Annotated in this window: 19 protein-coding genes and 1 pseudogene; 14 read left to right on the forward strand and 6 right to left on the reverse strand. The window is 70.8% G+C overall.

Annotated features, from left to right (window positions below; genetic code table 11):
• A partial coding sequence (locus ACFW6P_RS00835; RefSeq protein ID WP_386422501.1) for a WD40 repeat domain-containing protein occupies nucleotides 1-1,603 on the forward strand: 1,603 nt, incomplete at its 5' end.
• A gap of 275 nt (nucleotides 1,604-1,878) precedes the next feature.
• A pseudogene (locus ACFW6P_RS00840) lies at nucleotides 1,879-2,171 on the forward strand (hypothetical protein); the annotation flags it as partial.
• A 123-nt stretch (nucleotides 2,172-2,294) separates the two neighbouring features.
• On the opposite strand, the gene ACFW6P_RS00845 reads toward ACFW6P_RS00840, so the two are convergent.
• Both ACFW6P_RS00845 and aceE read right to left on the reverse strand, forming a co-directional pair.
• Nucleotides 2,295-3,032 (reverse strand): potassium channel family protein, encoded by a 738-nt coding sequence (locus ACFW6P_RS00845; RefSeq protein ID WP_386353950.1) that lies wholly within the window; start codon nucleotides 3,030-3,032, stop codon nucleotides 2,295-2,297.
• 87 nt (nucleotides 3,033-3,119) lie between these two features.
• Complete coding sequence (gene aceE / locus ACFW6P_RS00850) at nucleotides 3,120-5,867, reverse strand: pyruvate dehydrogenase (acetyl-transferring), homodimeric type (protein ID WP_386353750.1); 2,748 nt, start codon at nucleotides 5,865-5,867, stop codon at nucleotides 3,120-3,122.
• A gap of 417 nt (nucleotides 5,868-6,284) precedes the next feature.
• Between aceE and ACFW6P_RS00855 the strand changes: the two genes are divergently transcribed.
• The 6 genes from ACFW6P_RS00855 (at nucleotide 6,285) to ACFW6P_RS00880 (ending at nucleotide 10,909) form a co-directional block, all read left to right on the forward strand.
• A complete protein-coding gene (locus tag ACFW6P_RS00855) occupies nucleotides 6,285-6,722 on the forward strand; it encodes a DUF3052 domain-containing protein (RefSeq protein WP_386353752.1) in 438 nt (145 codons plus the stop codon).
• Between the two features lie 131 nt (nucleotides 6,723-6,853).
• Nucleotides 6,854-7,312: a peroxiredoxin gene (locus tag ACFW6P_RS00860; protein ID WP_386353754.1), complete on the forward strand. Its 459-nt coding sequence runs from the start codon at nucleotides 6,854-6,856 to the stop codon at nucleotides 7,310-7,312.
• 147 nt (nucleotides 7,313-7,459) lie between these two features.
• A complete protein-coding gene (locus ACFW6P_RS00865; protein WP_031112007.1) occupies nucleotides 7,460-8,035 on the forward strand; it encodes a calcium homeostasis/redox stress adaptation protein in 576 nt (191 codons plus the stop codon).
• 162 nt (nucleotides 8,036-8,197) lie between these two features.
• On the forward strand, nucleotides 8,198-8,773 hold the full coding sequence (locus ACFW6P_RS00870) for a TerD family protein (RefSeq protein ID WP_386353757.1): 576 nt from the start codon (nucleotides 8,198-8,200) through the stop codon (nucleotides 8,771-8,773).
• A gap of 125 nt (nucleotides 8,774-8,898) precedes the next feature.
• Complete coding sequence (locus tag ACFW6P_RS00875) at nucleotides 8,899-10,044, forward strand: DUF475 domain-containing protein (RefSeq protein WP_386353759.1); 1,146 nt, start codon at nucleotides 8,899-8,901, stop codon at nucleotides 10,042-10,044.
• A gap of 130 nt (nucleotides 10,045-10,174) precedes the next feature.
• Nucleotides 10,175-10,909, forward strand: coding sequence for a Tellurium resistance (locus ACFW6P_RS00880; RefSeq protein WP_386353761.1), 735 nt, complete (start codon nucleotides 10,175-10,177; stop codon nucleotides 10,907-10,909).
• A gap of 54 nt (nucleotides 10,910-10,963) precedes the next feature.
• On the opposite strand, the gene ACFW6P_RS00885 is transcribed toward ACFW6P_RS00880, so the two are convergent.
• On the reverse strand, nucleotides 10,964-11,842 hold the full coding sequence (locus ACFW6P_RS00885; RefSeq protein WP_386353763.1) for a TerD family protein: 879 nt from the start codon (nucleotides 11,840-11,842) through the stop codon (nucleotides 10,964-10,966).
• 225 nt (nucleotides 11,843-12,067) lie between these two features.
• On the opposite strand from ACFW6P_RS00885, the gene ACFW6P_RS00890 reads away from it, so the two are divergent.
• The 3 genes from ACFW6P_RS00890 (at nucleotide 12,068) to ACFW6P_RS00900 (ending at nucleotide 16,709) form a co-directional block, all read left to right on the forward strand.
• Nucleotides 12,068-13,234, forward strand: a complete 1,167-nt coding sequence (locus ACFW6P_RS00890) for an HpcH/HpaI aldolase/citrate lyase family protein (RefSeq protein ID WP_386353764.1) — start codon at nucleotides 12,068-12,070, stop codon at nucleotides 13,232-13,234.
• Between the two features lie 101 nt (nucleotides 13,235-13,335).
• Entirely contained in the window at nucleotides 13,336-15,900 is a 2,565-nt protein-coding gene (locus ACFW6P_RS00895; protein WP_386422504.1) for a phosphoribosyltransferase, read from the forward strand.
• Nucleotides 15,900-16,709 (forward strand): HAD family hydrolase, encoded by an 810-nt coding sequence (locus tag ACFW6P_RS00900; RefSeq protein WP_386422506.1) that lies wholly within the window; start codon nucleotides 15,900-15,902, stop codon nucleotides 16,707-16,709. Before ACFW6P_RS00895 ends, ACFW6P_RS00900 begins: the two co-directional genes overlap by 1 nt.
• On the opposite strand, the gene ACFW6P_RS00905 is transcribed toward ACFW6P_RS00900, so the two are convergent.
• Together ACFW6P_RS00905 and ACFW6P_RS00910 are read right to left on the reverse strand one after the other, a co-directional pair.
• Nucleotides 16,630-17,454 carry a DedA family protein gene (locus ACFW6P_RS00905; protein WP_386353770.1) on the reverse strand — a complete coding sequence of 275 codons (825 nt, stop codon included), beginning with the start codon at nucleotides 17,452-17,454 and terminating at the stop codon, nucleotides 16,630-16,632. The two genes, ACFW6P_RS00900 and ACFW6P_RS00905, sit on opposite strands and share 80 nt — an antisense overlap.
• A gap of 66 nt (nucleotides 17,455-17,520) precedes the next feature.
• A complete protein-coding gene (locus ACFW6P_RS00910; RefSeq protein ID WP_386353772.1) occupies nucleotides 17,521-17,739 on the reverse strand; it encodes a zinc ribbon domain-containing protein in 219 nt (72 codons plus the stop codon).
• Nucleotides 17,740-17,990: 251 nt separating this feature from the next.
• Between ACFW6P_RS00910 and ACFW6P_RS00915 the strand changes: the two genes are divergently transcribed.
• The 3 genes from ACFW6P_RS00915 to ACFW6P_RS00925 all read left to right on the forward strand — a co-directional run bounded on the left by ACFW6P_RS00915 (nucleotide 17,991) and on the right by ACFW6P_RS00925 (nucleotide 22,742).
• Nucleotides 17,991-20,150, forward strand: a complete 2,160-nt coding sequence (locus ACFW6P_RS00915) for a transglycosylase domain-containing protein (RefSeq protein WP_386422605.1) — start codon at nucleotides 17,991-17,993, stop codon at nucleotides 20,148-20,150.
• A 53-nt stretch (nucleotides 20,151-20,203) separates the two neighbouring features.
• The gene (locus ACFW6P_RS00920; RefSeq protein WP_386353774.1) at nucleotides 20,204-21,481 is read left to right on the forward strand and encodes a hypothetical protein; all 1,278 of its coding nucleotides are present in this window, start codon (nucleotides 20,204-20,206) and stop codon (nucleotides 21,479-21,481) included.
• A gap of 91 nt (nucleotides 21,482-21,572) precedes the next feature.
• Nucleotides 21,573-22,742 carry an amidase domain-containing protein gene (locus ACFW6P_RS00925; RefSeq protein ID WP_386353776.1) on the forward strand — a complete coding sequence of 390 codons (1,170 nt, stop codon included), beginning with the start codon at nucleotides 21,573-21,575 and terminating at the stop codon, nucleotides 22,740-22,742.
• Nucleotides 22,743-22,761: 19 nt separating this feature from the next.
• On the opposite strand, the gene ACFW6P_RS00930 is transcribed toward ACFW6P_RS00925, so the two are convergent.
• Nucleotides 22,762-24,159 (reverse strand): hypothetical protein, encoded by a 1,398-nt coding sequence (locus tag ACFW6P_RS00930; RefSeq protein ID WP_386353778.1) that lies wholly within the window; start codon nucleotides 24,157-24,159, stop codon nucleotides 22,762-22,764.
• Between the last annotated feature and the right edge of the window lie 7 nt (nucleotides 24,160-24,166).

Here is a 24,166-nt window from a genome sequence, read left to right on the forward strand (position 1 = left end):
CGACCACACAGGCTCCGTGGAAGCGGTGGCATTCAGTCCCGACGGCCGTACCCTCGCCACCGGCAGTGACGACGATACGGCGCGGTTGTGGGACGTGGCCACCGGCAGAATCCGCCGTACCCTCACCGGCCACACCAACGAGGTGGCTGCGGTGGCGTTCAGCCCCGACGGCCGTACCCTCGCCACCGGCGGTCGCGATAAGACGGTGCGGCTGTGGGACGTAGCCAGTGGCGAAACCCGCCGCATCCTCACCGACCACACAGGCTCCGTGGAAGCGGTGGCATTCAGTCCCGACGGCCGTACCCTCGCCACCGGCAGTGACGACGATACGGCGCGGTTGTGGGACGTGACCACCGGCAGAATCCGCCGTACCCTCACCGGCCACACCAACGAGGTGGCTGCGGTGGCGTTCAGCCCCGACGGCCGTACCCTCGCCACCGGCGGTCGCGATAAGACGGTGCGGCTGTGGGATGTGGCCACCGGAGAAGTTCGCCGCATCCTCACCGGCCACACTCAGGACGTGACTGCGGTGGCGTTCAGCCCTGACGGCCGTACCCTCGCCACCGGCAGCTTTGACGATACGGCGCGGTTGTGGGACGTGACCAGGAGCGGAACCCGCCACACCTTCACCGGCCACACCGGCTCCGTGGGCGCGGTGGCGTTCAGTCCGGACGGCCGCACTCTCGCCACCGGCAGTGACGACGATACGGCGCGGTTGTGGGACGTGGCCACCGGTGAAGTTGGCCGCACCCTTACCGGCCACGCCAAGCACGTGGGCGCGGTGGCGTTCAGCCCGGACGGCCGCACTCTCGCCACCGGCAGCGGCGATGGGACAGTACGGCTGTGGGACGTGGCCACCGGCAGAACCCGCCACACCCTCACCGGCCACACTGATGGTGTGGGCGCGGTGGCGTTCAGTCCGGACGGGCGCACTCTTGCCACTGGCGGCGGCGACCATTGGGTGCGGTTGTGGGATGTGGCCACCGGCGAACCCCGTCACACCTTCACCGGCCACACCGACTTCGTGTTCACGGTGGCGTTCAGCCCGGACGGCCGTACCCTCGCCACCGGCAGCGGCGATGGGACGGTACGGCTGTGGGATGTGGCCACCGGTGAAGTTAGCCGCACCTTCACCGGCCACACAGGCTCCGTGGAAGCGGTGGCATTCAGTCCCGACGGCCGCACCCTCGCCACCGGCAGCGGCGATGGGACGGTACGGCTGTGGGACGTGGCCACCGGCAGAACCCGCCACACCCTCACCGGCCACACCGGGCATGTGTACTCGGTGGCGTTCAGCCCCGACGGTCGTACCCTCGCCACCGGCGGTCGTGATGAGACGGTGCGGTTGTGGGATGTGGCCACCGGCGAAGTTCGCCGGACCCTCACCGGCCACACCGACTTCGTGTTCACGGTGGCGTTCAGCCCCGACGGCCGCACCCTCGCCACCGCCAGCGGGGACAAGACGGTGCGGCTGTGGGACGTGAACCTCGCTACACCGTCCGAAACCATCCGCCATATCTGCCAGGCCGTTCACCGAGACTTCACCGCTGAAGAATGGTCGCTGTATCTGCCAGGCCGGGAACTCAGCTCAGTGTGTGCCTGACCGTGATCGGCGGTGGGGTGGCAGTGGGTGGGCGCCAGCAGGATCGGGGCCCTGACCCAAGGCCCGGTAGTCAACGTATTTGCGTTGGTGGCAAGCCAGTTGAGCAGGGATTGTTCACCCAGCCACGGCCATAGCCACCCGGCGAGGCCACCACCAGCCCGACAACCCCGGCCGAAAGCCCGAAACGGACAGCACGTCACTTACCGCCCTCTCGGAAGTGCCATAACGAGCTTCCCGGTACGTCAGGAGCAGCCTGCAGATCTGAACAGAAGAACTTGACAGGGAACGGGCACGGTACGCGCAGCCACCCCCGCTCACGCGGCCGGACGTGGTCACGATGGGGGTCCCCCTGTTCGGGCGGAGCCGAGACCTCGGGGGGAGGGCCGGATCGCGCGACGCCCGCAATCATCGGGGTCTTCTGCGCGGTCGCCGGGTTCTTCGTGCTGGGGATCATCCTCGGCCCCGTGGCGATCGTCTGCGGCTGGCCCGCCATGGGCCGCTCCTGGGCGGGTTCCACCCCGTGACGGCCGTGGTCGCCTTCGTCCTGGGCGCCATCGACACACTCCTGGGTCAGCTTCCGAGGCCCCTGCGGCTTCCGGTTCTTGCGGATCTCGAAGTCCATCGCACCCCTTCAACTGGGGTGTTGCAACGACCACTAGAACTGAAGGCACGGCCGGGGCCCTCCCGCACGTCACTTCACCGACGACGTCCCCCTGAGCGCCGCGACTTCCTCCCGCAGCGCCCGCACCTGCTCGGTGAGCTCCTGGATCGCCTCCGTCTGCCGCCGTTCCTCCAGGTCCTCCTTGTCGAACTGCGCGATGAACCACGCCGCGATGTTCGCCGTCACCACACCCAGCAGGGCGATCCCGGACAGCATCAGCCCGACCGCGAGCATCCGCCCGAGCCCCGTGGTCGGTGCCATGTCCCCGTACCCCACGGTCGTCATCGTGGTGAACGCCCACCAGACGGCGTCACCGAGCGTCCGGATGGAAGCCCCGGGCTGCCCCCGCTCCACCTCCAGCACGGCCAGCGCACCGAAGACGAGCAGCCCCAGGCACGACCCCGCGACGTACGTGGTGACCCGTACCTGTGACGCCATCCGTGCCCGCTGCCCGGCGAGGAGCAGCATGGACACCAGCTTCAGCAGCCGCAGCGGCTGCGCCAGCGGCAGCACCACGGCCAGCAGCGCCAGCGGATTGCCGCGTACGAACCGCAGCCGGTCCTCGGACAGCCACAGGCGGCTCAGGTAGTCGAGCGCGAAAGCGGCCCACACCGCCCAGTTGGCGACGTGGCACGCGGCGAGCAGGCGCCCCGGCGCCTCGGGAGCCACGATCGGGAAGGCGTAGGCGATCGCGAAGAGCGCGGCCAGCACCAGCAGGGGGCCCTGGGTACGCCGCTCCCAACGGGCGAGAGCGGTCTGTTCTGTCATCGGGAGCGTCATGGCGAGCATCGTAGGAAACCCCGGGGCGGCACCCCGCCGAGGTGCCGCCCCGGGGCCCGGTGGGGCCACGGCCTCCTACGCGTCGCCGCCCGCCACCCCCGGGTCGGCCGCCGACACGTCCAGCAGCTGGTAGCGGTCGACGGCCTGCTTCAGCACCGACCGGTCCACCTTGCCCTCCCGGGCCAGCTCGGTCAGCACCGCGACCACGATCGACGGGGCGTCGATGTGGAAGAAGCGCCGCGCCGCGCCCCGGGTGTCCGCGAAGCCGAAGCCGTCCGCGCCGAGCGACTGGTACGTCTGCGGCACCCAGCGGGCGATCTGGTCGGGCACCGCGCGCATCCAGTCGGACACCGCCACGACCGGTCCCTGCGCGTCCGCCAGCTTCCGCGTCACGTACGGCACCCGCTGCTCCTCCTCCGGGTGCAGCAGGTTGTGCTCCTCGCAGCCCACGGCCTCGCGCCGCAGCTCGTTCCACGAGGTCGCCGACCAGACGTCCGCCCTGACGTTCCAGTCGTCGGCCAGGATCCGCTGCGCCTCGACCGCCCACGGCAGGGCCACACCGGACGCGAGGATCTGCGCCGGGGTCTGGCCGGACGTGCCCTCGCTGAAGCGGTACAGGCCCTTGAGGATGCCCTCCACGTCCACGTTCTCCGGCTCGGCCGGGTGCTGGATGGGTTCGTTGTAGACGGTCAGGTAGTAGAAGACGTCCTCGCCGTGCGGGTGCTCCTCGGAGCCGCCGTACATCCGGCGCAGGCCGTCCTTCACGATGTGCGCGATCTCGAAGCCGAACGCCGGGTCGTACGCCACACAGCCCGGGTTCGTCGAGGCCAGCAGCTGGGAGTGGCCGTCCGCGTGCTGCAGGCCCTCACCGGTCAGCGTCGTACGGCCCGCCGTCGCGCCCAGGACGAAACCGCGCGCCAGCTGGTCGGCCATCTGCCAGAACTGGTCGCCGGTGCGCTGGAAGCCGAACATCGAGTAGAAGACGTAGACCGGGATCAGCGGCTCGCCGTGCGTGGCGTAGGCCGAGCCGGCGGCGATGAGCGAGGCCGTGCAGCCCGCCTCGGAGATGCCGTCGTGCAGCATCTGGCCGTTCGGCGACTCCTTGTAGGCGAGCAGCAGGTCACGGTCGACGGACTCGTACTGCTGACCGAGCGGGTTGTAGATCTTCGCGCTCGGGAAGAACGAGTCCATGCCGAAGGTGCGGTACTCGTCGGGCGCGATCAGCACGAACCGCTTGCCGATCTCCTTGTCCCGCATGAGGTCCTTCAGGAGTCGGACGAAGGCCATGGTCGTCGCGATGGACTGCTGGCCCGAGCCCTTCTTCACGGTCGCGTACGTCTTGTCCTCGGGCAGCGCCAGCGGCTTGGAGCGCACGACGCGGGTGGGGACGTAACCGCCGAGGCCCTTGCGGCGGTCGTGCATGTACTGGATCTCCTCCGAGTCCCGGCCCGGGTGGTAGTACGGCGGCGCGCCGGACTCCAGCTCCTTGTCCGGGATCGGCAGGTGGAGGCGGTCGCGGAAGCGCTTGAGGTCGTCGACCGTCAGCTTCTTCATCTGGTGCGTGGCGTTGCGGCCCTCGAAGTTCGGCCCCAGCGTCCAGCCCTTGATCGTCTTGGCCAGGATGACCGTCGGCTGGCCCTTGTGCTCCACGGCCGCCTTGTACGCCGCGAAGATCTTGCGGTGGTCGTGGCCGCCGCGACCCAGGTGCAGGATCTGGTCGTCGGTCATGCCCTCGACCATCGCGCGCAGCCGGTGGTCGTCGCCGAAGAAGTGCTCCCGGATGTACGCGCCCGTCTCCGTGGCGTACGTCTGGAACTGCCCGTCCGGCGTGGTGTTCATCTTGTTGACCAGCACGCCGTCGCGGTCCTGGGCGAGCAGCGGGTCCCAGGTGCGGTCCCAGACCAGCTTGATCACGTTCCAGCCGGCGCCGCGGAAGACCGACTCCAGCTCCTGGATGATCTTGCCGTTGCCGCGCACCGGGCCGTCGAGCCGCTGGAGGTTGCAGTTGACCACGAAGGTCAGGTTGTCCAGGCCCTCGCGGGCGGCGAGCGTGAGCTGGCCGAGCGACTCGGGCTCGTCCATCTCGCCGTCGCCGAGGAACGCCCACACCTGCGACTTCGAGGTGTCGGCGATCCCGCGCGCGTGCATGTAGCGGTTCATCCGCGCCTGGTAGATCGCGCCGATCGGGCCGAGGCCCATCGACACCGTCGGGAACTCCCAGAAGTCCGGCATCAGCCGCGGGTGCGGATACGACGACAGGCCGTGGGGCGCCTTGGACTTCTCCTGGCGGAAGCCGTCCAGGTTCCGCTCGCTGAGCCGGTCCAGCAGGAAGGCGCGGGCGTAGATGCCCGGGGAGGCGTGGCCCTGGAAGAAGACCTGGTCGCCGCCGAGGCCGTCGTCCTTGCCGCGGAAGAAGTGGTTGAAGCCGACGTCGTAGAGGGACGCGGAGGAGGCGAACGTCGCGATGTGGCCGCCGACGCCGATGCCCGGGCGCTGGGCGCGGGAGACCATCACGGCCGCGTTCCAGCGGGTCGCGTTGAGGATCCTGCGCTCGATCTCCTCGTTGCCCGGGAAGAACGGCTCGCTCTTGGTGGGGATGGTGTTGACGTAGTCCGTGCTGCGCATCTCCGGCACGGCCACGCGCTTCTCGCGGGCCCGCTCGATCAGCCGCAGCATCAGGTAGCGGGCGCGCTCGCGGCCGCGCTCGTCGACGGCGGCGTCGAGGGAGTCGAGCCACTCCTGCGTCTCTTCGGGATCGAAGTCAGGAACCTGACTCGGAAGGCCGCCAATGATGATCGGGTTGCGATCGGATGCGGAAGCCACGCTGTTCCTTACCTGTCAGAGGGCCTGCGAGGGCCGCTGTTTCGCTGTCGTCGCGGGGGCGTGTCGCTGAGGGCCGCGCCGCTCCCCATGGTCCACCTCGGGGCCGTGAAACGTCATCTCTACCGCTCGGTAACCCGGACGTGGGGTCGATGCCGTGACGCAGGGGGCGAATACCTTCGAGTCTCGTACCCACAGACGATTCCCAAACGCCCAAACAGGGCAGAAAGGTGTGGTGTACGTCACCTCGGGCCATGATGGTGTGCCGGGAGTTGCGGTGACACAGCCAGGATCGTCACCGTTTCGGCGGTCTGGACGGCCGGGTACTTGCGCGATCGGTCCCGCCCGTGTGGACTACGGCCAATGCTTCGCGCACGCGCGTGGCTGAGATATTCCCAAGACATGATCAGGAGGCAACCCGTGAGCGCGACCGCGGACCACGCGGAGGAGCGGACGAACCCTGCCGCCAGGCTGGGGTTCCAGCCCGGGCAGGTGGTCCAGGAGATCGGCTACGACGACGACGTGGACCAGGAGCTCCGCGAAGCCATCGAGGGCGTCATCGAGGGCGACCTGATGGACGAGGACTACGACGACGTGGCCGACGCCGTTGTGCTGTGGTTCCGTGACGACGACGGCGACCTGACGGATGCGCTGGTGGATGCCACCACGTACATCGAAGAGGGCAGCGCGATCCTGCTGCTCACGCCGAAGACCGGCCGTTCGGGATACGTGGAGCCGAGTGACATCTCGGAAGCCGCGACGACGGCCGGCCTGACGGCGTCCAAGAGCGTCAGCGTCGGCAAGGACTGGAGCGGCAGCCGGCTGGCGACGCCCAAGGCGGCCAAGTCCAAGCGTTAGTCGTACGGCACGACCACACGCCAGTCGTGCGGGAAGGGCGGGCCGGCGGTGTCGGCCCGCCCACCGGTCTGCGCGCGCGGCTGCGTAGGGTGGTCCCGTCCGAGAAGCCACAGGAAGGGACACCCGTAGCGATGGCGATCCAGGCCGGTGAGAAGGCCCCCGACTTCGAACTCAAGGACAACCACGGCCGCACCGTGCGGCTGTCCGAATTCCGCGGCGACAAGAACGTCGTCCTGCTCTTCTACCCCTTCGCCTTCACCGGCGTGTGCACGGGAGAGCTGTGCGAGCTGCGCGACAGCCTGCCGCAGTTCGCCGACCGCGACACCCGGCTGCTCGCCGTCTCCAACGACTCCATCCACACCCTGCGCGTCTTCGCCGAGCAGGAGGGCCTGGAGTACCCGCTGCTGTCCGACTTCTGGCCGCACGGCAACGTCTCGCGGGCCTACGGCGTCTTCGACGAGGACAAGGGCTGCGCGGTGCGCGGCACCTTCGTCATCGACAAGGAGGGCGTCGTGCGCTGGACCGTCGTCAACGGCCTGCCGGACGCGCGCGACCTGAACGACTACGTCAAGGCGCTCGACTCCCTGTGACACCGGTCGGGCGTCCTGTGCCCGACACCCGCACGCCGGCCGGCTCCAGGGCCTGCGAGGCGCGGGAACCCGTCACTAAGATCGACTCGTTGATCCGACATCCGAGCACAACGGGGCATCCCGCCCCCGGACACCAATGGAGGACTCGTGGGAGTCAGCCTCAGCAAGGGCGGCAACGTATCGCTGACCAAGGAGGCGCCGGGCCTGACCGCGGTCATCGTCGGTCTGGGGTGGGACGTGCGGACCACGACCGGCACCGACTTCGACCTGGACGCCAGCGCGCTGCTGCTGAACAACTCGGGCAAGGTCGCCAGCGACCAGCACTTCATCTTCTTCAACAACCTCAAGAGCCCGGACGGCTCCGTCGAGCACACCGGTGACAACCTCACCGGTGAGGGTGAGGGCGACGACGAGCAGATCAAGGTCGACCTGGCCGGCGTCCCGGCCGACGTCGAGAAGATCGTCTTCCCGGTCTCGATCTACGACGCCGAGACCCGCCAGCAGTCCTTCGGCCAGGTCCGCAACGCGTTCATCCGCGTCGTCAACCAGGCCGGCGGAGCCGAGATCGCCCGGTACGACCTCAGCGAGGACGCCTCCACGGAGACCGCCATGGTCTTCGGCGAGCTGTACCGGCACGGCGCGGAGTGGAAGTTCCGCGCCATCGGCCAGGGCTACGCCTCGGGCCTGCGCGGCATCGCGCAGGACTTCGGCGTGAACGTCTGAGCCTGCGCGGCGTCGCGCAGGACTTCGGCGTGAACGTCTGAGCCACCTGACGTGCCCGGACGACACGGCCCGCCGCACTTCCCGTCCGGCGCCGCACGGTTTACGTGCGGCGCCGGACGTGCAGGACCACCTCAGAAACATCGAGCGGGGAGGGACAGCATCATGGGCGTCACACTCGCCAAGGGGGGCAACGTCTCCCTGTCCAAGGCCGCACCCGACCTCACCCAGGTGATGGTCGGGCTCGGCTGGGACGCGCGCTCCACCACCGGAGCGCCCTTCGACCTCGACGCCAGCGCCCTGATGTGCAGCGGCGGGCGCGTGCTCGGGGACGAGTGGTTCGTCTTCTACAACCAGCTCAAGAGCCCGGACGGCTCGGTCGAGCACACCGGCGACAACCTCACCGGTGAGGGCGAGGGCGACGACGAGTCGCTGCTGATCGACCTCTCCAAGGTGCCGCCCCAGTGCGACAAGATCGTCTTCCCGGTCTCCATCCACATGGCCGACGAGCGCGGCCAGACCTTCGGCCAGGTCAGCAACGCCTTCATCCGTGTCGTGAACCAGGCCGACGGCCAGGAGCTCGCCCGCTACGACCTCAGCGAGGACGCCTCCACGGAGACCGCGATGATCTTCGGCGAGGTCTACCGCTACCAGAGCGAGTGGAAGTTCAGAGCCGTCGGGCAGGGGTACGCGTCGGGCCTGCGCGGCATCGCCCTGGACTTCGGGGTCGACGTCTCATAACGCGATATGAGCAAAACCCGGGGCCGGGTGGGCTCCGAGGGGCCGCCGACTAGACTTCGGCTTCAAAAGTTCGTAAAGCCGGGTACGGCGCGGGGGAGCCCCGTACACACACGATTGGGTAGCCAGTGGTTCTGAAAACCTTCGGGTGGTCGTTCGCGGTCACCGCGCTCGGCCTGGTCGCAGCGGTTCTCTACGGAGGGTGGACCGCGTTCGGCGTCGTTGCGATCCTGTCCATCCTCGAGATCTCGCTGTCCTTCGACAACGCGGTGGTCAACGCCGGGATCCTGAAGAAGATGAATGCCTTCTGGCAGAAGATCTTCCTCACCATCGGCATCCTGATCGCCGTCTTCGGCATGCGGCTGGTCTTCCCCGTCGTGATCGTCGCCATCAGCGCCCAGCTCGGGCCGATCGAGGCCGTCGATCTCGCCCTGACCGACAAGAACCGTTACCAGGAGCTGGTGACCGACGCCCACCCGTCGATCGCCGCCTTCGGTGGCATGTTCCTGCTGATGATCTTCCTCGACTTCATCTTCGAGGACCGGGACATCAAGTGGCTCGCCTGGCTCGAGCGCCCCCTGGCCAAGCTCGGCAAGGTCGACATGCTGTCGGTCTGCATCGCCCTGATCGTCCTGCTGATCTCGTCCCTCACCTTCGGCGCCCACGCCCACCAGCACGGCGGCACCCACGCCGACAAGGCCGAGACCGTCCTGCTCGCCGGTATCGCCGGTCTGATCACGTACATGATCGTCGGGGGTCTCTCCGGGTACTTCGAGGACAAGCTCGAAGACGAGGAGGAACGCGAGCACGAGGCCGAGGAGGAGGCCGCGCGCGAGGGCAAGCCCAAATCGGCGGTCAAGCTGGCCGGCAAGGCCGCGTTCTTCATGTTCCTCTACCTGGAGGTCCTGGACGCGTCCTTCTCCTTCGACGGCGTGATCGGCGCCTTCGCCATCACCAACGACATCGTCCTGATGGCCCTGGGCCTCGGCATCGGCGCCATGTACGTCCGGTCGCTCACCGTCTACCTGGTCCGCCAGGGCACCCTCGACGACTACGTCTACCTGGAGCACGGCGCGCACTACGCCATCGGCGCGCTCGCCATGATCCTCCTCGTCACCATCCAGTACGAGATCAACGAGATCATCACCGGCCTCATCGGAGTCGTCCTGATCGCCGCCTCCTTCTGGTCCTCCGTGCGCCGCAACAAGGCCATCGCGGCGGCCGGGGGAAACGCCGGCTCGGACGAGAAGACTGAGGTCTCGTCCGGGGTGTGACACCGCTCCGGGTGAGGAACGCTCTGGGCGGGGCGGTCACCGAGGCGACTCCTCGGCGGCCGCCCCGTCGGTCGTCAAGGGCCGCGGGCACGTCGGTGACCCGCGGCCCCCAAGTGAAGGTGGGGGCGGAATGGGCCTGTTCGACGGACTCCGACGCGGCGCATCGCCGTTCGACTCGGGCAACGCGGCAACCAACGCGATCGAACTGACCAAGAGGCGCTCGCAGATATCGCTCACCAAGCAGGACGCGGCCACCGGCCATCTGCGCGTCAACCTCAGCTGGCGGATGCGCACCTCCGACATCGGCGGCTCCCAGCGCGAGAGCCTGCTGCGGCACCCCTTCAAGGCGCTCAAACCGCCGGAGATCGTCGGCCACAGCCAGTCCATGGTCAACGTCGACCTCGACCTGGGCTGCCTCTACGAGCTCCAGGACGGCACCAAGGGCGTCGTCCAGCCCCTCGGCGGCTACTTCGGCGACGTCAACGCCCCGCCCTACGTCAAGCTCAGCGGTGACGACCGGTTCGGCTCCGGGTCCGGCGAGACGATGTACATCAACCTCGACCACCACGACAGCATCAAGCGGCTGCTGATCTTCGTCTACATCTACGACCAGACGCCGGCCTTCGACCGCACCCAGGCGATCGTCACCCTCTACCCGAGCAGCGGCCCGCGCGTCGAGATCCACCTCGACGAGCGCCAGCCGCAGGCCCGCTCCTGCGCCGTCGTCATGATCGAGAAGGTCAGGAACGAGATCGTCGTCCGCCGCGAGGCGAAGTTCGTCTACGGTTTCCAGGCGGAGCTGGACCGGCTGTACGGGTGGGGACTGCAGTGGGGGCGCGGCTACAAGACGAAGGTGGACCGCTGAGCGGCCCGGTGGGCACCCGGGCACCCGCCCCGGGCCCTCGCCTCGTCCGGCCCTCTAGCGTCCGATGAACTGCGGGCCCTGCGGGGGCATGCGGAAGTCCGGGTCGGGGGCCGCGGTGAACGGCGCCGGATAGCCGTAGCCGGACTGCGGGGCGCCCGCCGGCTGCGGATAGCCGTACGCCGGCTGGGTCGCGGGGGGCTGCTGGGCCGGATAGCCGTAGCCGGGCTGAGCGGGCACCGCGGGCGGCTGCTCCGGGGGCAGCGGGCGGGACGCCTCGGGGACGGACGGGGCCGGGGCCGTGGACTGCGGGCCGGGGCCGGCGGTCGTCGGCGCGGGGCCCGCGGTGGTCGGGGGCGTGGGGACCGACGTGGTCGGCTCCTGTGCCGCTTCCGACTCGTCCACCGAGATGCCGAAGTCGGTCGCCAGCCCCTTCAGCCCGTTCGAGTAGCCCTCGCCGAGGGCCCGGAACTTCCAGCCCTCCCCGCGCCGGTACAGCTCGCCGCAGATCAGCGCGGTCTCCTCGCCCGTCTCGGGCTTGACGTCGAAGTGCGCGAGCGCCTCGGCGCCGGTGTCCGCCGCGTCGTACAGCAGGATGCGCAGCTCCTGCACGCGGTCGAAGGTCACCCCGTCCGCCGAGGCGACCAGGAGAATCCGGCCGACTTCCGGCTCGACACCCGTGAGGTCCGTCTGGATCGTGTCGGTCAGACCGTCGGCGGCCCGCTTCTTGCCGAGCCGCCACACCTGCCCGGAAGGGTGCCGGGGCTGGTTGTAGAAGACGAAGTCCTCGTCGGAGCGCACACGACCGTCGGGGCCGAGGAGCAGGGCGGAGGCGTCGACGTCCGGGACCCCCTGCCCGGGTGTCCAGCGCAGCACGGCGCGCACCGTGGTGGCCTCCAGCGGGACGTTCGACCCCTTCAGCATCGCGTGCGTCATGCGGTCATCCTGCCTTCTCGGTCCTGCTCACGACAACGCGGGGCCCGGCGCCGCGCATACACCGGCGTCCGCCGGGGACTAGGTCGAAGTGGCCGGGTCCGGCTGTGCTTGCCCGCGTTACCTGAAATTCATGCCTGATGGGAACCTATGACACGGTCTTCTTCGTACTATTACCGGCCAGGTTTCGACGATTCACAGGCCGCGCCACCACCACGGGGGAGTCACATGCGTCATTTCGGGCATATTGCCCCTGAGGTGCGGAAGCGTCTCTTCCACCGGGAGCCGTGCGTGTTCACGCCCGACTCCCCGGCCCGGCTGCTCTCCGCCGCCCTCGGCGCCACGCTCTACAGCCCCGCCACCCGGCCGCGCGTGGCCGACGACGTCCTCAAGCAGGGCGCGCGCGGCGTGGTCTCGATGGTCCTCTGCCTGGAGGACTCCATCGACGACGCGGACGTCGGCCCCGGCGAGGAGAACCTCGTCCGCCAGTTCACCGCGCTCGCCGCCGACCCGGACGCGGACGTGCCGCTGCTGTTCATCCGCGTCCGCGCCCCCGAGCAGATACCCGACCTGGTCCGGCGCCTCGGGCCCGCCGTGCGGCTGCTGTCCGGGTTCGTCCTGCCCAAGTTCACCGAGGAACGCGGCATCCCCTTCCTGGAGGCCCTGGCGACCGCCGAGGCCGAAAGCGGCCGTCGGCTTTTCGCCATGCCGGTCCTGGAGTCCCCCGAGCTCCTCTACCGGGAGTCGCGGGTGCAGACCCTGGAGGGCATCTACCGGGCGATCGACAAGTACCGCGACCGCGTCCTCGCCCTGCGCCTCGGCGTGACCGACTTCTGCTCCCCCTACGGGCTGCGCCGGGGCCCCGACATGACGGCCTACGACGTGCAGGTCGTCGCCTCGGTGATCGCCGACGTGGTGAACATGCTGGGCCGGGCCGACGGGACCGGCTTCACCGTGACCGGGCCCGTCTGGGAGTACTTCCGGGTCCAGGAGCGCATGTTCAAGCCGCTGCTGCGGCAGAGCCCCTTCCTGGAGGTGCAGGCCGCGGAGCTGCGCGAGAAGCTGATCGAGCACGCCATGGACGGCCTGCTCAGGGAGATCTCCCTGGACCAGGCCAACGGACTGCTGGGCAAGACCTGCATCCACCCCTCGCACGTGCTGCCGGTGCACGCCCTGTCGGTCGTCAGCCACGAGGAGTTCTCGGACGCCCAGGACATCCTGCGCCCCGAGCGCGACGGCGGGGGAGTCCTGAGGTCGGCGTACACGAACAAGATGAACGAGGTGAAGCCGCACCGGGCCTGGGCCGAGCGGATCCTGCTGCGTGCCGAGGCCTTCGGCGTGGCGAACGAGGACATCGGCTTCGTGGAACTGCTCGCCGCGGGGCTGCCCGGCTGAGAGAGGCTGTGGACTGGGGCGGAGGATTCCCGCCCGGGGAACGCGGGCGGACCAGGCTCGGTTCCCCCTGGTACACCGGTGACACGCGACGCGGGGATTTCATGGACAAGGCAGTGAACGACGGGCCGCACCACGAGGTGCGCGACGAGGCCGGCGCGGTCTGGTCCGGCCGCTGGGTCGCCGAGCGGCTCGGCGTCGAGCTCGCCGGCGACGAACGGCTGACCGAGCTGCTGGGGCTGGCCCTGCGCCGCAACCCCAAGCGCGCCCATCTGCTGGTGTCGAACGTGCTCGGCAAGCACGTGCCGCAGTCGCCGTCCGTCGTGTACGGCCACGGGGTCGCCCTCGGCCGCCGCGTCCGTGACCTGCTGGGGGCCGGCGAGGCCCGCAGGGCCGTCGTCCTGGGCTACGCGGAGACCGCCACCGGCCTCGGCCACTCCGTCGCCGACGGGCTCGGCCTCGCCCCCTACCTGCACTCCACCCGCCGCCCGGTCGCCGGTCTCGCCCCGGCCGGCGGCTTCGAGGAGTCCCACTCCCACGCGACCTCGCACCTGCTGCTGCCGGAGGACCCCGCGCTGCTCGGCGGCGACGGGCCGCTGGTCCTGGTCGACGACGAGTTCTCCACGGGCAACACGGTGCTGAACACCGTCCGGGACCTCCACGCGCGGTATCCGCGCCGGCGGTACGTGGTGGTGGCGCTGGTGGACATGCGCTCGGCGGCCGACGCCGGCCGGCTGGAGGAGTTCGCCCGGGAGATCGGCGCGCGGGTCGACCTGGTCACGGCGGCCTCGGGAACCGTACGGCTGCCGGAGGGGGTGCTGGAGAAGGGGCAGGAGCTGGTGACACGGTACGAGGCGGCCGCGCCCCCTGCGGGCGATGCCGACACGCCCCTCTCCGGGGCGCGGGGAACCGCGCGAACACCCCCCACCGGCCCGCAGGCGCCCGACGACCGCACCCACCCCCACGTCACCCGGCTGAACCTGCACTGGCCCACCGGCCTGCCGGACGGCGCCCGGCACGGCTTCACCCCCGCGCACCGCGCCCGGCTGGAGGCCGCCCTGCCCGGCATGGCGGCCCGGATCGCCGACGCCCTGCCCGAGGACGCCCGGCGCGTGCACGTCCTCGGCTGCGAGGAGCTGATGTACGCCCCGCTGCGGCTCGCGGAGGCCCTGGAGCGGACGACGGACACCGAGGTCCGCTACTCCACCACCACCCGCTCGCCCGTCCTGGCCGTCGACGACCCCGGCTACGCGATACGCACCCGCCTCGTCTTCCCCGCCCACGACGACCCCGCCGACGGCCCAGGCGAGCGCTACGCCTACAACGTCGCGGGCGGCGGCTTCGACGCCGTCGTCGCCGTGGTCGACTCGGCCGCGGACACCCCCCGCCTGCACGCCCCCGACGGCCTGCTGGCCCGGCTCGCCGCGCACACCCCGCGGGTCCTCCTGGCCGTCGTCCCGTCGTACGCCCCCGCCTCCCCGCACGACCCGCCCGCCCCCGAAAGGCCCTCGATGCTGCCCGAGCCCCTCCGCGGCCCCGCCTTCTCCTCGTACGCGCACGAGGAGGTCGGCTGGCTGCTGCAGGACCTCTCGGACGTGACCCTGGAGGCGCCGACCGAGGAGCGTGAGGAGGCGATCCAGAGCGGCGGCGCCCACTACGCGGAGTCGCTGCCCGTGGAGTACCAGCCGAGCGAGCAGTACCAGGAGCTGTTCCACGCCGCGCTCACGACCTCGGCGGCCCGCATCGCCCAGGCCGTCGGCGTGGTCACCGAGACGGTCCTCGCCGAGAGACCGCCCCGCCCCGTCCTGGTCTCCCTGGCCCGCGCCGGCACCCCCGTGGGCATCCTGATGCGCCGCTGGGCCCAGCACCGGCACGGCCTCGACCTGCCGCACTACGCCGTGTCGATCGTCCGCGGCCGCGGCATCGACGCCAACGCCCTGCGCTGGCTCGCCGAGCACCACGACCCCCGGGACGTCGTCTTCGTCGACGGCTGGACCGGCAAGGGCGCCATCACCCGCGAACTCGCCCAGGCCCTCACCGCGTTCGAGAAGTCCGACGGCGTCACCGGCTTCAGCCCCGAGGTCGCCGTGCTGGCCGACCCGGGCTCCTGCGTACGGACCTACGGCACCCGCGAGGACTTCCTCATCCCCTCCGCCTGCCTCAACTCCACGGTCTCCGGCCTGATCTCTCGGACCGTGCTGCGCGCCGACCTGGTCGGGCCGCACGACTTCCACGGCGCCAAGTTCTACCGCGAACTGGCCGGCACCGACGTCTCGGTGGCCTTCCTGGACGCCGTCTCCGCCCGCTTCCCCGAGGTCGCGGACGCCGCCTGCGCCCTGGCCAAGGACCTGCTCGCCGCCGACCGCACCCCCACCTGGGAGGGCTGGGCCGCCGTCGAGCGCATCAGCGAGGAGTACGGCATCCACGACGTCAACCTCGTCAAGCCCGGCGTCGGCGAGACCACCCGGGTCATGCTGCGCCGCGTGCCCTGGAAGGTCCTGGCGCGCGCCGGGGCGGGCCGCGACCTCGACCACGTGCGCCTGCTGGCCGAGCAGCGTGGCGTGCCCGTCGAGGAGGTGGCCGACCTGCCGTACACCTGCGTCGGCCTGATCCACCCCAAGTACACCCGGGGCGCTACCGGCGCCGACGGCAAGGCGGTGACGGTCTGATGCCCGTCCTCGTCGCCAGCGACCTCGACCGCACACTGATCTACTCCGCCGCGGCCCTGGCCCTGACCATGCCGGACGCGCGGGCGCCCCGGCTGCTGTGCGTGGAGGTCCACGAGAGCAAGCCGCTGTCGTACATGACCGAGACGGCGGCGGGGCTCCTGACCGAGCTGGGCGACGCGGCCGTGTTCGTGCCGACGACGACCCGGACCCGCAAGCAGTACCAGCGCATCAACCTGCCGGGTCCCGCGCCCACCTACGCCATCTGCGCCAACGGCGGCCACCTGCTGGTGGACGGCGTCTTTGACCCCGAGTGGCACGCGTCGGTGACCGCCCGGCTGGCCGACCAGTGCGCGCCGCTCGCCGAGGTGCAGGAGCACCTGCTCAGGGCCGCCGACCCGCTGTGGGTGCGCAAGCACCGCGTCGCCGACGACCTGTTCGCCTACCTCGTCGTCGAGCGCGAACTGCTCGACGAGGACTGGGTGAAGGAACTCGCCGTGTGGGCGGAGAACCGCGGCTGGACCGTGTCCCTGCAGGGCCGCAAGATCTACGCCGTGCCCAAGCCGCTCACCAAGAGCGCGGCCATGCGCGAGGTCGCCCGGCGGACCGGGGCCGACCTCACGCTCGCCGCGGGGGACTCCCTGCTCGACACCGACCTGCTCCTCGCGGCGGACCAGGGCTGGCGGCCCGGCCACGGGGAGCTGGCCGACACGGGCTTCACGGCTCCCTCGATCAGGGTGCTTCCCGACCGGGGTGTTCTCGCCGGGGAGCGGATCCTGCGGGAGTTTCTGGGGACGGTACGGGGCGCCTGAGAACCCGGGTGTCCTGGTCGTCGTACGGGTGCTGCCGCGCGGTGGCGTGCCGCGCGGTTCCCCGCGCTCCTTCGGGACGTGTTTCCTCGGGGCGCCGTCGCAGCCGTACCGCGATGAACGCCGCCACCGCCACGGCCGCCACGGCCAGCACCACCCTGGAATAGGTGGAGACGATGTCCGACACCGTGTGCCAGTTCGCGCCGAGCAAGTAGCCCGCCAGCACGAACACCGTGTTCCAGATCGCGCTGCCCAGTGTGGTCAGCGCCAGGAACACCGGCAGGCGCATGCGCTCGACCCCCGCGGGCACGGAGATCAGGCTGCGGAAGATCGGGATCATCCGGCCGAAGAACACTGCCTTGGTGCCGTGCCGGAGGAACCACGCCTCCGTCTTCTCGATGTCGGAGACCTTCACCAGCGGCAGCCGGCCCGCCAGCGCCACCGTGCGGTTCCGGCCGAGCAGCGCACCGACTCCGTACAGGGCGAGGGCGCCGATCACCGAGCCGGCCGTCGTCCACAGCAGGACGGCGAGCAGGCTCATCCGCCCGCTGCTCGCGGCGAACCCGGCCAGCGGCAGGATCACCTCGCTGGGCAGCGGCGGGAACAGGTTCTCCAGGGCGATGGCGAGACCCGCGCCCGGCGCGCCCAGCGCGTCCATCAGGTCGTCGACCCACTGCGGTCCTGCGTCCGCGGCCGGCCCCGCGGCGACCGCGGACGCCGGGACCGTGTGCGCTGCGATGGCTGTCATGCCGCCACGCTAGAGAACCGGACCTGAAGGTTCCCTGAGGAAACCCGCGCGCCTGGCCGCCGCGGGTCAGCCGCAGCAGCCGCCCCCGCAGCAGCCGCCCCCACCGCCGCCGCCCGCGCCGGGCGCCGGAGCGGAGGCCGAGCCGGCCACCGACACCGTGGAGAGGAGCTTCACCGTGTCGTCGTGCCCCGAGGGACAGGACGCGGGTGCGGAGGACTCCGCCATGGGACGGCTGCGTTCGAAGGTGTCGCCGCAGGTCCGGCAGCGGTACTCGTAGCGAGGCATGGGAACAGAATAATCCCGGGTGGCACAAATACCGCCCCCGCCCATCGCCTCCGATCGTTCCCGTGGTACCGGTGTGGAGGAGGCGTAAAGGCCGCTGGTAACTTTCGATGGGTCGCGAGGAGCCGCAAGGCCGGGGGGAACGCGAGGGCTCGCTGCCGTTGCCGCGGCAGTCTTGTCCTTCCGCGCGAGCACCACCTGAGCGGGGAGGAGACGCAGCCGTGACCGAGGCTGGGCGGGAACCGGACGAGACCATGCAGTTGAAGGTCCCGGCGTCCCACAACGCGGACGAGACCGTGCAGCTGCGCATGGTCGAGGCGCCCGCGACCGACGACACGAGCCGTGCGCCCGGCACGGCCCAGGAGGCGGGCGGCACCGCCGGGTCACGCCGCCGGCGCAAGGCCGCACGGCCCTCACCGGCCATCCGGCTGCGCGCCGCCGCCGGCCCCCGGCTGACACGAGTCGCCGCGCTCGTCCTGCCCTACGCGCGCCGCCTGCGGCCCCGCTACCCGCATGCCGACCGCACCGGCTGGCGCCGCTGGATGCCCTCCTGGCGGCAGTGGCTCGGCGCCGCGCTGACGTTCCTCGGCCTGACCGCCGGCTTCCTCGGCGCCGCCTACGCCGCCACCGACATCCCGCATGACCTCAACGCGTACGCCACCCAGCAGGACAACGTCTACTTCTGGTCCGACGGGACGCCCATGGCCCGCACCGGCTGGGTGCGGCGGCAGGAGATGCCGCTGAAGGACATACCCGAGGGCGTCCGCGACGCGGTGCTCGCGGCGGAGAACGCGAGCTTCTACAGCGACCCCGGCATATCCCTCAGCGGCGTCACCCGCGCTGTGTGGCGCACCGTCGGGCAGGGCGACACCCAGGGCGGCTCCACCATCACGCAGCAGTACGTCAAGAACGTCTACCTCAACCAGGACCGCTCGATCAGCCGCAAGTTCACCGAGGCCATGCTCGCCCTCAAGCTCGACAACGAGATGAGCAAGGACGACATCCTCGAGGGCTACCTCAACACGAGCTGGTTCGGCCGCGGCACCTACGGCATGCAGCGCGCCGCCCAGGCCTACTACGGCAAGGACGTCAGCGAACTCGACGTCAGCGAGGCCGCCTTCCTCGCCTCCCTCCTCAAGGGCGCCGGCCTGTACGACCCGTCGCTCAGCGAGGCCAACCACGCCCGGGCGGTGGAACGCTGGTCCTGGATACTCGACCGCATGGTCGAGATAGGCACCCTGTCGAAGGCCGAGCGGGCCGAGTACGAGAAGTTCCCCGAACCGCTGCAGCGGGCACCGGGCTTCGACACCGGCAAGCAGAGCGACTACCTCGTGGAGCTGGCCGCCCAGTACGCCAGGAAGGCGGCGAACATATCGGCCAAGGAGTACGATCTCGGCGGCTACCAGATCTACACGACCTTCGACCGCAAGCAGGAGGCCGCGCTCACCGACGCCGTGACCAAGGCGCGCAAGCAGGCGCGCACGGACGACGCGGCCACGGCGAAGTCCCTGCACTTCGGCGCGTCCTCGGTGGCCGCCGACGGGCGGATCCTCGCCATGTACGGCGGCCCCGACCATCGCAAGCAGGGCTACAACGAGTCCAACGCGACCACCGTGCCCGCCGGTTCGGCCTTCCTGCCGTTCGTCTACGCCGCCGCCCTGGAGAACGGCGTGCGCAAGACCCGCGACGGCACCCGCACCGAGGTCACCCCGCAGACGCTGTACGACGGTGACGACGGCATCCCCGTGACGACGCCCGAGGGCCCCTACTGGGACCGCGGCGGCAAGAAGGTCACCTCCCGCAACGACGGCGGCAAGTCCTACGGGCAGATCAGCCTGAGCCGGGCGCTCGCCCTGTCCGTGAACACCCCGTTCATGCAGCTCGGCATGGACACCGGCCTGAACCAGGTGCGGGACACCGCCCAGAAGGCGGGCCTGCTCCGCTCCAGCTTCGGCCCGCAGGTGCCCGCGATGTCGCTGGGCAGCGCCACGCCCAGCGCGATCCGCATGGCGAGCGGCTACGTCACGTTCGCGGCCGCCGGGCGGCACGTCGAGCCGTACTCGGTGGCGCGGATCACCCGCAACGGGCACAAGGTCGCGCTGACCGAGCCCGAGTCCCGCCGGGCGGTGCGGGCGAGCGTGGCCGAGGCGGTCCAGTCCGCCCTCACGGACGCCTTCCGCACCGCCCACCCCGGGGTGGAGACGACCACCCCGGTGGCCGGGAAGGTCGGCACCACCCAGAACGACACCGCGCTCTGGTACGTCGGCACGGCCGACGCGGTGTCGACGGCCGTCGTGGCCTACCGCATCGACCTCGCCAAGAGCCTCGAACCCCTGCCGCTGAAGGACATCGCCGGCCCCGCCCGCGACAGCGTCCCCTACCGCATCTGGTCCGCCGCGCGGGGCATCGGCTGACCCCGTGCCCGCCACCGCCCCGGCCCCACACCCTCTCCCGGAATGAGCCGCGTATGAAGTCACCGTCCGGCCGGCGCCGCCGACCCCGCGCCTCCCGCCCCACCGCGCCCGCGGGGATGCTGACCCTCGCGGCCCTGCTCGTCGTCGCGTCCCTCGTCGCGGGCTACCTGCTCCTGAACCGCTCGGACAGCACCGCCCCGACCGCCTCCGCGGGGGCCCGCGGACAGGCCCCGGCGAAGCCCAGCCGGGAAGCTCGGTGGGACGGGAAGACGAAGGTCCTCGGGGACGGCTCCACCTCCTACACCGGCCCGCCGCGCGGGCAGCTGAAGCCGGTGCCGCTCAAACCGGGCCAGAAGCCGCCCCAGTTCGTCGTCTTCTCCTGGGACGGCGCCCTGCAGGGCGACGACGGCCTCTTCTCGCACTACCGTGAGCTGGCCAAGGAGTACGACGCCCACATGACCTTCTTCCTCACCGGCATCTACCTGCTGCCCAAGAGCAAGAAGGACCTCTACTCCCCGCCCCGACACGACAGGGGTTCGGCGGCGATCAGCTTCCCCACCGACGAGCACATACGCACCACACTGGAGCAGCTCGGCGGGGCGTGGCGCGACGGCAACGAGATCGGCACCCACTTCAACGGCCACTTCTGCGGTGAGAAGGGCGGCGGCGACTGGAGCGTCGAGGAGTGGAAGAGCGAGATCGACCAGTTCTACGACTTCGCCGAGAAGTGGAAGACCAACACCGGCTTCCGGGACGTCGCCCCGCTGCCGTTCGACTTCCGCAAGGAGGTCACCGGCGGCCGCGCCCCCTGCCTGGAGGGCCAGGAGAACCTGCTGAAGGCCGCCAAGGACTACAAGTGGCGCTACGACGCCAGCTCTTCGGGCGACTTCCAGATATGGCCCCGCAAGAAGAACGGCATATGGGACTTCCCGCTCCAGATGCTGCCGTACGAGGGCGGCAAGTACCAGGGCCTGTCGATGGACTTCAACTTCCTCTACAACCAGTCCGAGGGCGAGACCGAGGGCGACCCGGCGAAGTACCCCGAGTGGGAGGAGCAGACCGTCGCCACCTACATGTCCGGCTTCAACCGCGTGTACTACGGCAGCCGGGCCCCGCTGTTCATCGGCAACCACTTCGAGGAGTGGAACGGCGGCATCTACATGCGTGCCGTCGACCGGGCCGTCAAGGGGATGTGCACGAAGAAGGACGTCAAGTGCGTGTCCTTCAGGGAACTGGCCGACTGGCTCGACGTACAGAAGCCCGCGACCCTGCAGCGGCTGCGGGGCCTGGACCCGGCGCAGTCGCCCGACTGGTCGACGGTCGTGAAGTAACAGGTTCACCACTCGTCACCGCGGCCGCACGCCTCGTGGGAAGATCTCCTTCCCCGGCAACCCGTGGCCGGGGCAAGAGGGGAAAACACCAGTGAAGTCGAGAAAACTGAAGCCGACCCGACGCCGCGTCACGATACTCGGCGCCGCGGCGACCTCGGTCGTGGCCGGAGTCGCCCTGCTGCCCAACTGGAACGCCGGCGCGGCGGTCGTCGACGACCCGACGGTGGACGCGCGGACCAAGGCCACTTTCCAGCGGCTCGCCGACGCGGTCTTCACCGACCGCACCGAAGCCCTGGTCGACGGCGGGCGGGACACGCGCCGGAAGCCGCTGACCGACGGTTTCTCCGGCGCCGTCGAGCTGTCCTCCGGCACGGCCCGCGCCGAGCGCGCCACCCTCTCCGGGCTGGGGCAGCGCAAGAAGAGGCTGGCGAAGGCCGGAGAGAAGTACGCCGACGCCAGCACCACGGTCACCCTGAACGCCACGCGCGTCACCGGCCGTACGGCCAAGGCTGCGGTCACCGAGACCACGACCCTGACCTACGCAGGGGTCCGCGGCAACGGGCCCAAGACCACCGGATTCCAGGCCCACCACGAGCTGACCTTCCGGGCCGACCGGCGCGGCGACTGGAAGCTGACCGGCATCCGCGACACCGACCAGGGCGGTCTCGCGGTGAACACGCTCTCCAAGCCGGCGCCGGTCAAGGCCTCCACCGCCGCCGACACCATGCCGAACGCCCCGCGCGCGGCGACCACCCGCTACCCGGCCGCCGCCCCGAAGACGGGCACGACGTACGACTACAAGGCCATGGCGGCCTACGCCGAGAAGCACTGGAACGTCTACAACAAGGACTACCCGGACTTCAGCGGCCACGGCGCGGGGGGCGACTGCACCAACTTCGTCAGCCAGTCCCTGAAGGCGGGCGGCTGGAAGCACGTCCCGGGCTATGTGTACGACTACACCAGGTGGTTCGGCAACGCCGACATCCAGTCGGACTCGTTCGTCGGCGTCAACGAGTGGTCCTGGTTCACGCAGAACGCCAAGCGGACCACCCCGCTGGCCAACGTCTACCAGCTCGAGGTCGGCGACGTCCTGCAGGTGGACTTCGACCGGGACGGGTCCAAGGACCACACGATGATCGTCACGTACAAGAGCCGCGGCGTTCCGTACGTGACCTACCACTCGAACAACACCCTCCGCCGGTCGGTGGCGAGCCTCGTCGCGTCGTACCCCACCGCGTACTACTACGCCTACCGCACCTGACAGCGGGCGGGGGCCGGGTTCAGTGCCCGGCCCCCCGCTCCTCGCGGATCCCGTCCACCACCCGGGCCACCGACTGCCGGATCCCCTCCGTCTCCATGAGGAAGTGCCAGTAGTCGGGGTGGTGGCCGTCGAGGGTGGCGACCGCCCGGTCCAGGCGGGACACCGCGTCGTCCAGGGGCCGGGCGTGGCGCGGGTCGGGCGTGTTGCGCCCGGCCATGGCGAGGCGCTGGGCGTCGCGGATGGCGAACCGGGTGCGTTCGATCTCCTGCCGGGGGTCCTTCTGCACGGCGTTCAGCCGGTGCAGGCGGTCGCCGGCGGCCGAGACGGCCTCGTCGGTGCTGTTGAGGAGGGCCCGCACGGTCGACAGCAGCGCCGTGGCGTCGGCCCAGCGCTGTTCGTCGCGGGCGGCGCGGGCCTCGGCGAGCTTGGCCTCGGCCCGGCGGACGTTCTCGACGGCCGTGTCGGGCACGCGCTGGAGGTCCTGCCAGCAGGGGGCGGTGAAACGGCGGCGCAGCTCGCTCAGGACGGGGTCGACCTGCTCGGAGCGGGTGGTGAGGGCCTGGGCGCGGGTGCGCAGGGAGACCAGCCGGTGGTCGATCTCGGCGGCGCGCTCCGGCAGCCGCTCGGCCTCGACCCGCACGCCCTCGGCCTCACGGGTGACCCGCTCGGCACGCTCCAGGGTCTGCGGGACGCCGTGCTGCCCGGCGCCCTGGTTCAGCTTGGTCAGCTCGGGGGAGAGGGCCGCGAGCCGGGCGGCGAGGTCGTCCGCCCTCAGACCCGAGGCGCGGACCGCGTCCAGGGCGCCGGAGGCGGCGAGCAGGGCCTGGCGGGCGCGCTCGACCGCGGGGGCGAGGCGGGCCAGCTGGGTCTCGGCCTTGCCGAGCAGGGGACCGAGGCCGTCGGCGAAGCGGTCCAGGTCCCGCTTGACGCGGTCGAGTTCCTCCTTGGCGGCGGTCAGCTCGCCGCGGGCCCGGGAGGCGGCCGAGGCCTCCAGGTCGTCGCGGTCGAGGTCGTGGGCGTCGACGGCGTCGATGTAGCGGTGGCTGACCTCGTCGATGCGCCGGCCGAGGGCCTCGAAGTCGCCGACGGCGCGCCGGGCGGCCGGGGAGTCGTCGACCGCGTTGATCGTCTCGATCGAGATGCGCAGATCGCGCTGTGCGGTGTCCAGCGCGTAGAAGGCGGCCGCGGCGGCGTCCTTGGCGGCCTGGGCCTCGGCCCGCTGGTTCTCGGCGCGGCCGCCGAACCAGCGCCGGGTGCCGCCGCCGGCGAAGGCGGCGCACAGGGCCGGCGCGGCCAGCAGCGGCAGCGCCGCGAGCACGAGCGCGTCACGCAGGGGCCCCGGGGCGCGGAGGCGGCGGCGCGGACGATGTGCGCGCGGCACCGACGGCGAGTACGGCTGCGCTGGTGTCGCCGTCACATCCCTC

The sequence above is a fragment of the Streptomyces sp. NPDC058741 genome, assembly GCF_042746715.1.
Taxonomy (GTDB): domain Bacteria; phylum Actinomycetota; class Actinomycetes; order Streptomycetales; family Streptomycetaceae; genus Streptomyces.

What these genes read in the sequence shown, in the direction of transcription:
- ACFW6P_RS00885 (WP_386353763.1), bottom strand. Translation starts at nt 11,842, where the DNA reads ATGACGCACGCGATGCTGAAGGGGTCGAACGTCCCGCTGGAGGCCACC.
- ACFW6P_RS00890 (WP_386353764.1), top strand. Translation starts at nt 12,068, where the DNA reads ATGCGTCATTTCGGGCATATTGCCCCTGAGGTGCGGAAGCGTCTCTTC.
- ACFW6P_RS00920 (WP_386353774.1), top strand. Translation starts at nt 20,204, where the DNA reads ATGAAGTCACCGTCCGGCCGGCGCCGCCGACCCCGCGCCTCCCGCCCC.
- ACFW6P_RS00910 (WP_386353772.1), bottom strand. Translation starts at nt 17,739, where the DNA reads ATGCCTCGCTACGAGTACCGCTGCCGGACCTGCGGCGACACCTTCGAA.
- ACFW6P_RS00905 (WP_386353770.1), bottom strand. Translation starts at nt 17,454, where the DNA reads ATGACAGCCATCGCAGCGCACACGGTCCCGGCGTCCGCGGTCGCCGCG.
- ACFW6P_RS00880 (WP_386353761.1), top strand. Translation starts at nt 10,175, where the DNA reads ATGGGCCTGTTCGACGGACTCCGACGCGGCGCATCGCCGTTCGACTCG.
- ACFW6P_RS00900 (WP_386422506.1), top strand. Translation starts at nt 15,900, where the DNA reads ATGCCCGTCCTCGTCGCCAGCGACCTCGACCGCACACTGATCTACTCC.
- ACFW6P_RS00915 (WP_386422605.1), top strand. Translation starts at nt 17,991, where the DNA reads ATGCAGTTGAAGGTCCCGGCGTCCCACAACGCGGACGAGACCGTGCAG.
- ACFW6P_RS00870 (WP_386353757.1), top strand. Translation starts at nt 8,198, where the DNA reads ATGGGCGTCACACTCGCCAAGGGGGGCAACGTCTCCCTGTCCAAGGCC.
- ACFW6P_RS00845 (WP_386353950.1), bottom strand. Translation starts at nt 3,032, where the DNA reads ATGACAGAACAGACCGCTCTCGCCCGTTGGGAGCGGCGTACCCAGGGC.
- ACFW6P_RS00895 (WP_386422504.1), top strand. Translation starts at nt 13,336, where the DNA reads ATGGACAAGGCAGTGAACGACGGGCCGCACCACGAGGTGCGCGACGAG.
- ACFW6P_RS00860 (WP_386353754.1), top strand. Translation starts at nt 6,854, where the DNA reads ATGGCGATCCAGGCCGGTGAGAAGGCCCCCGACTTCGAACTCAAGGAC.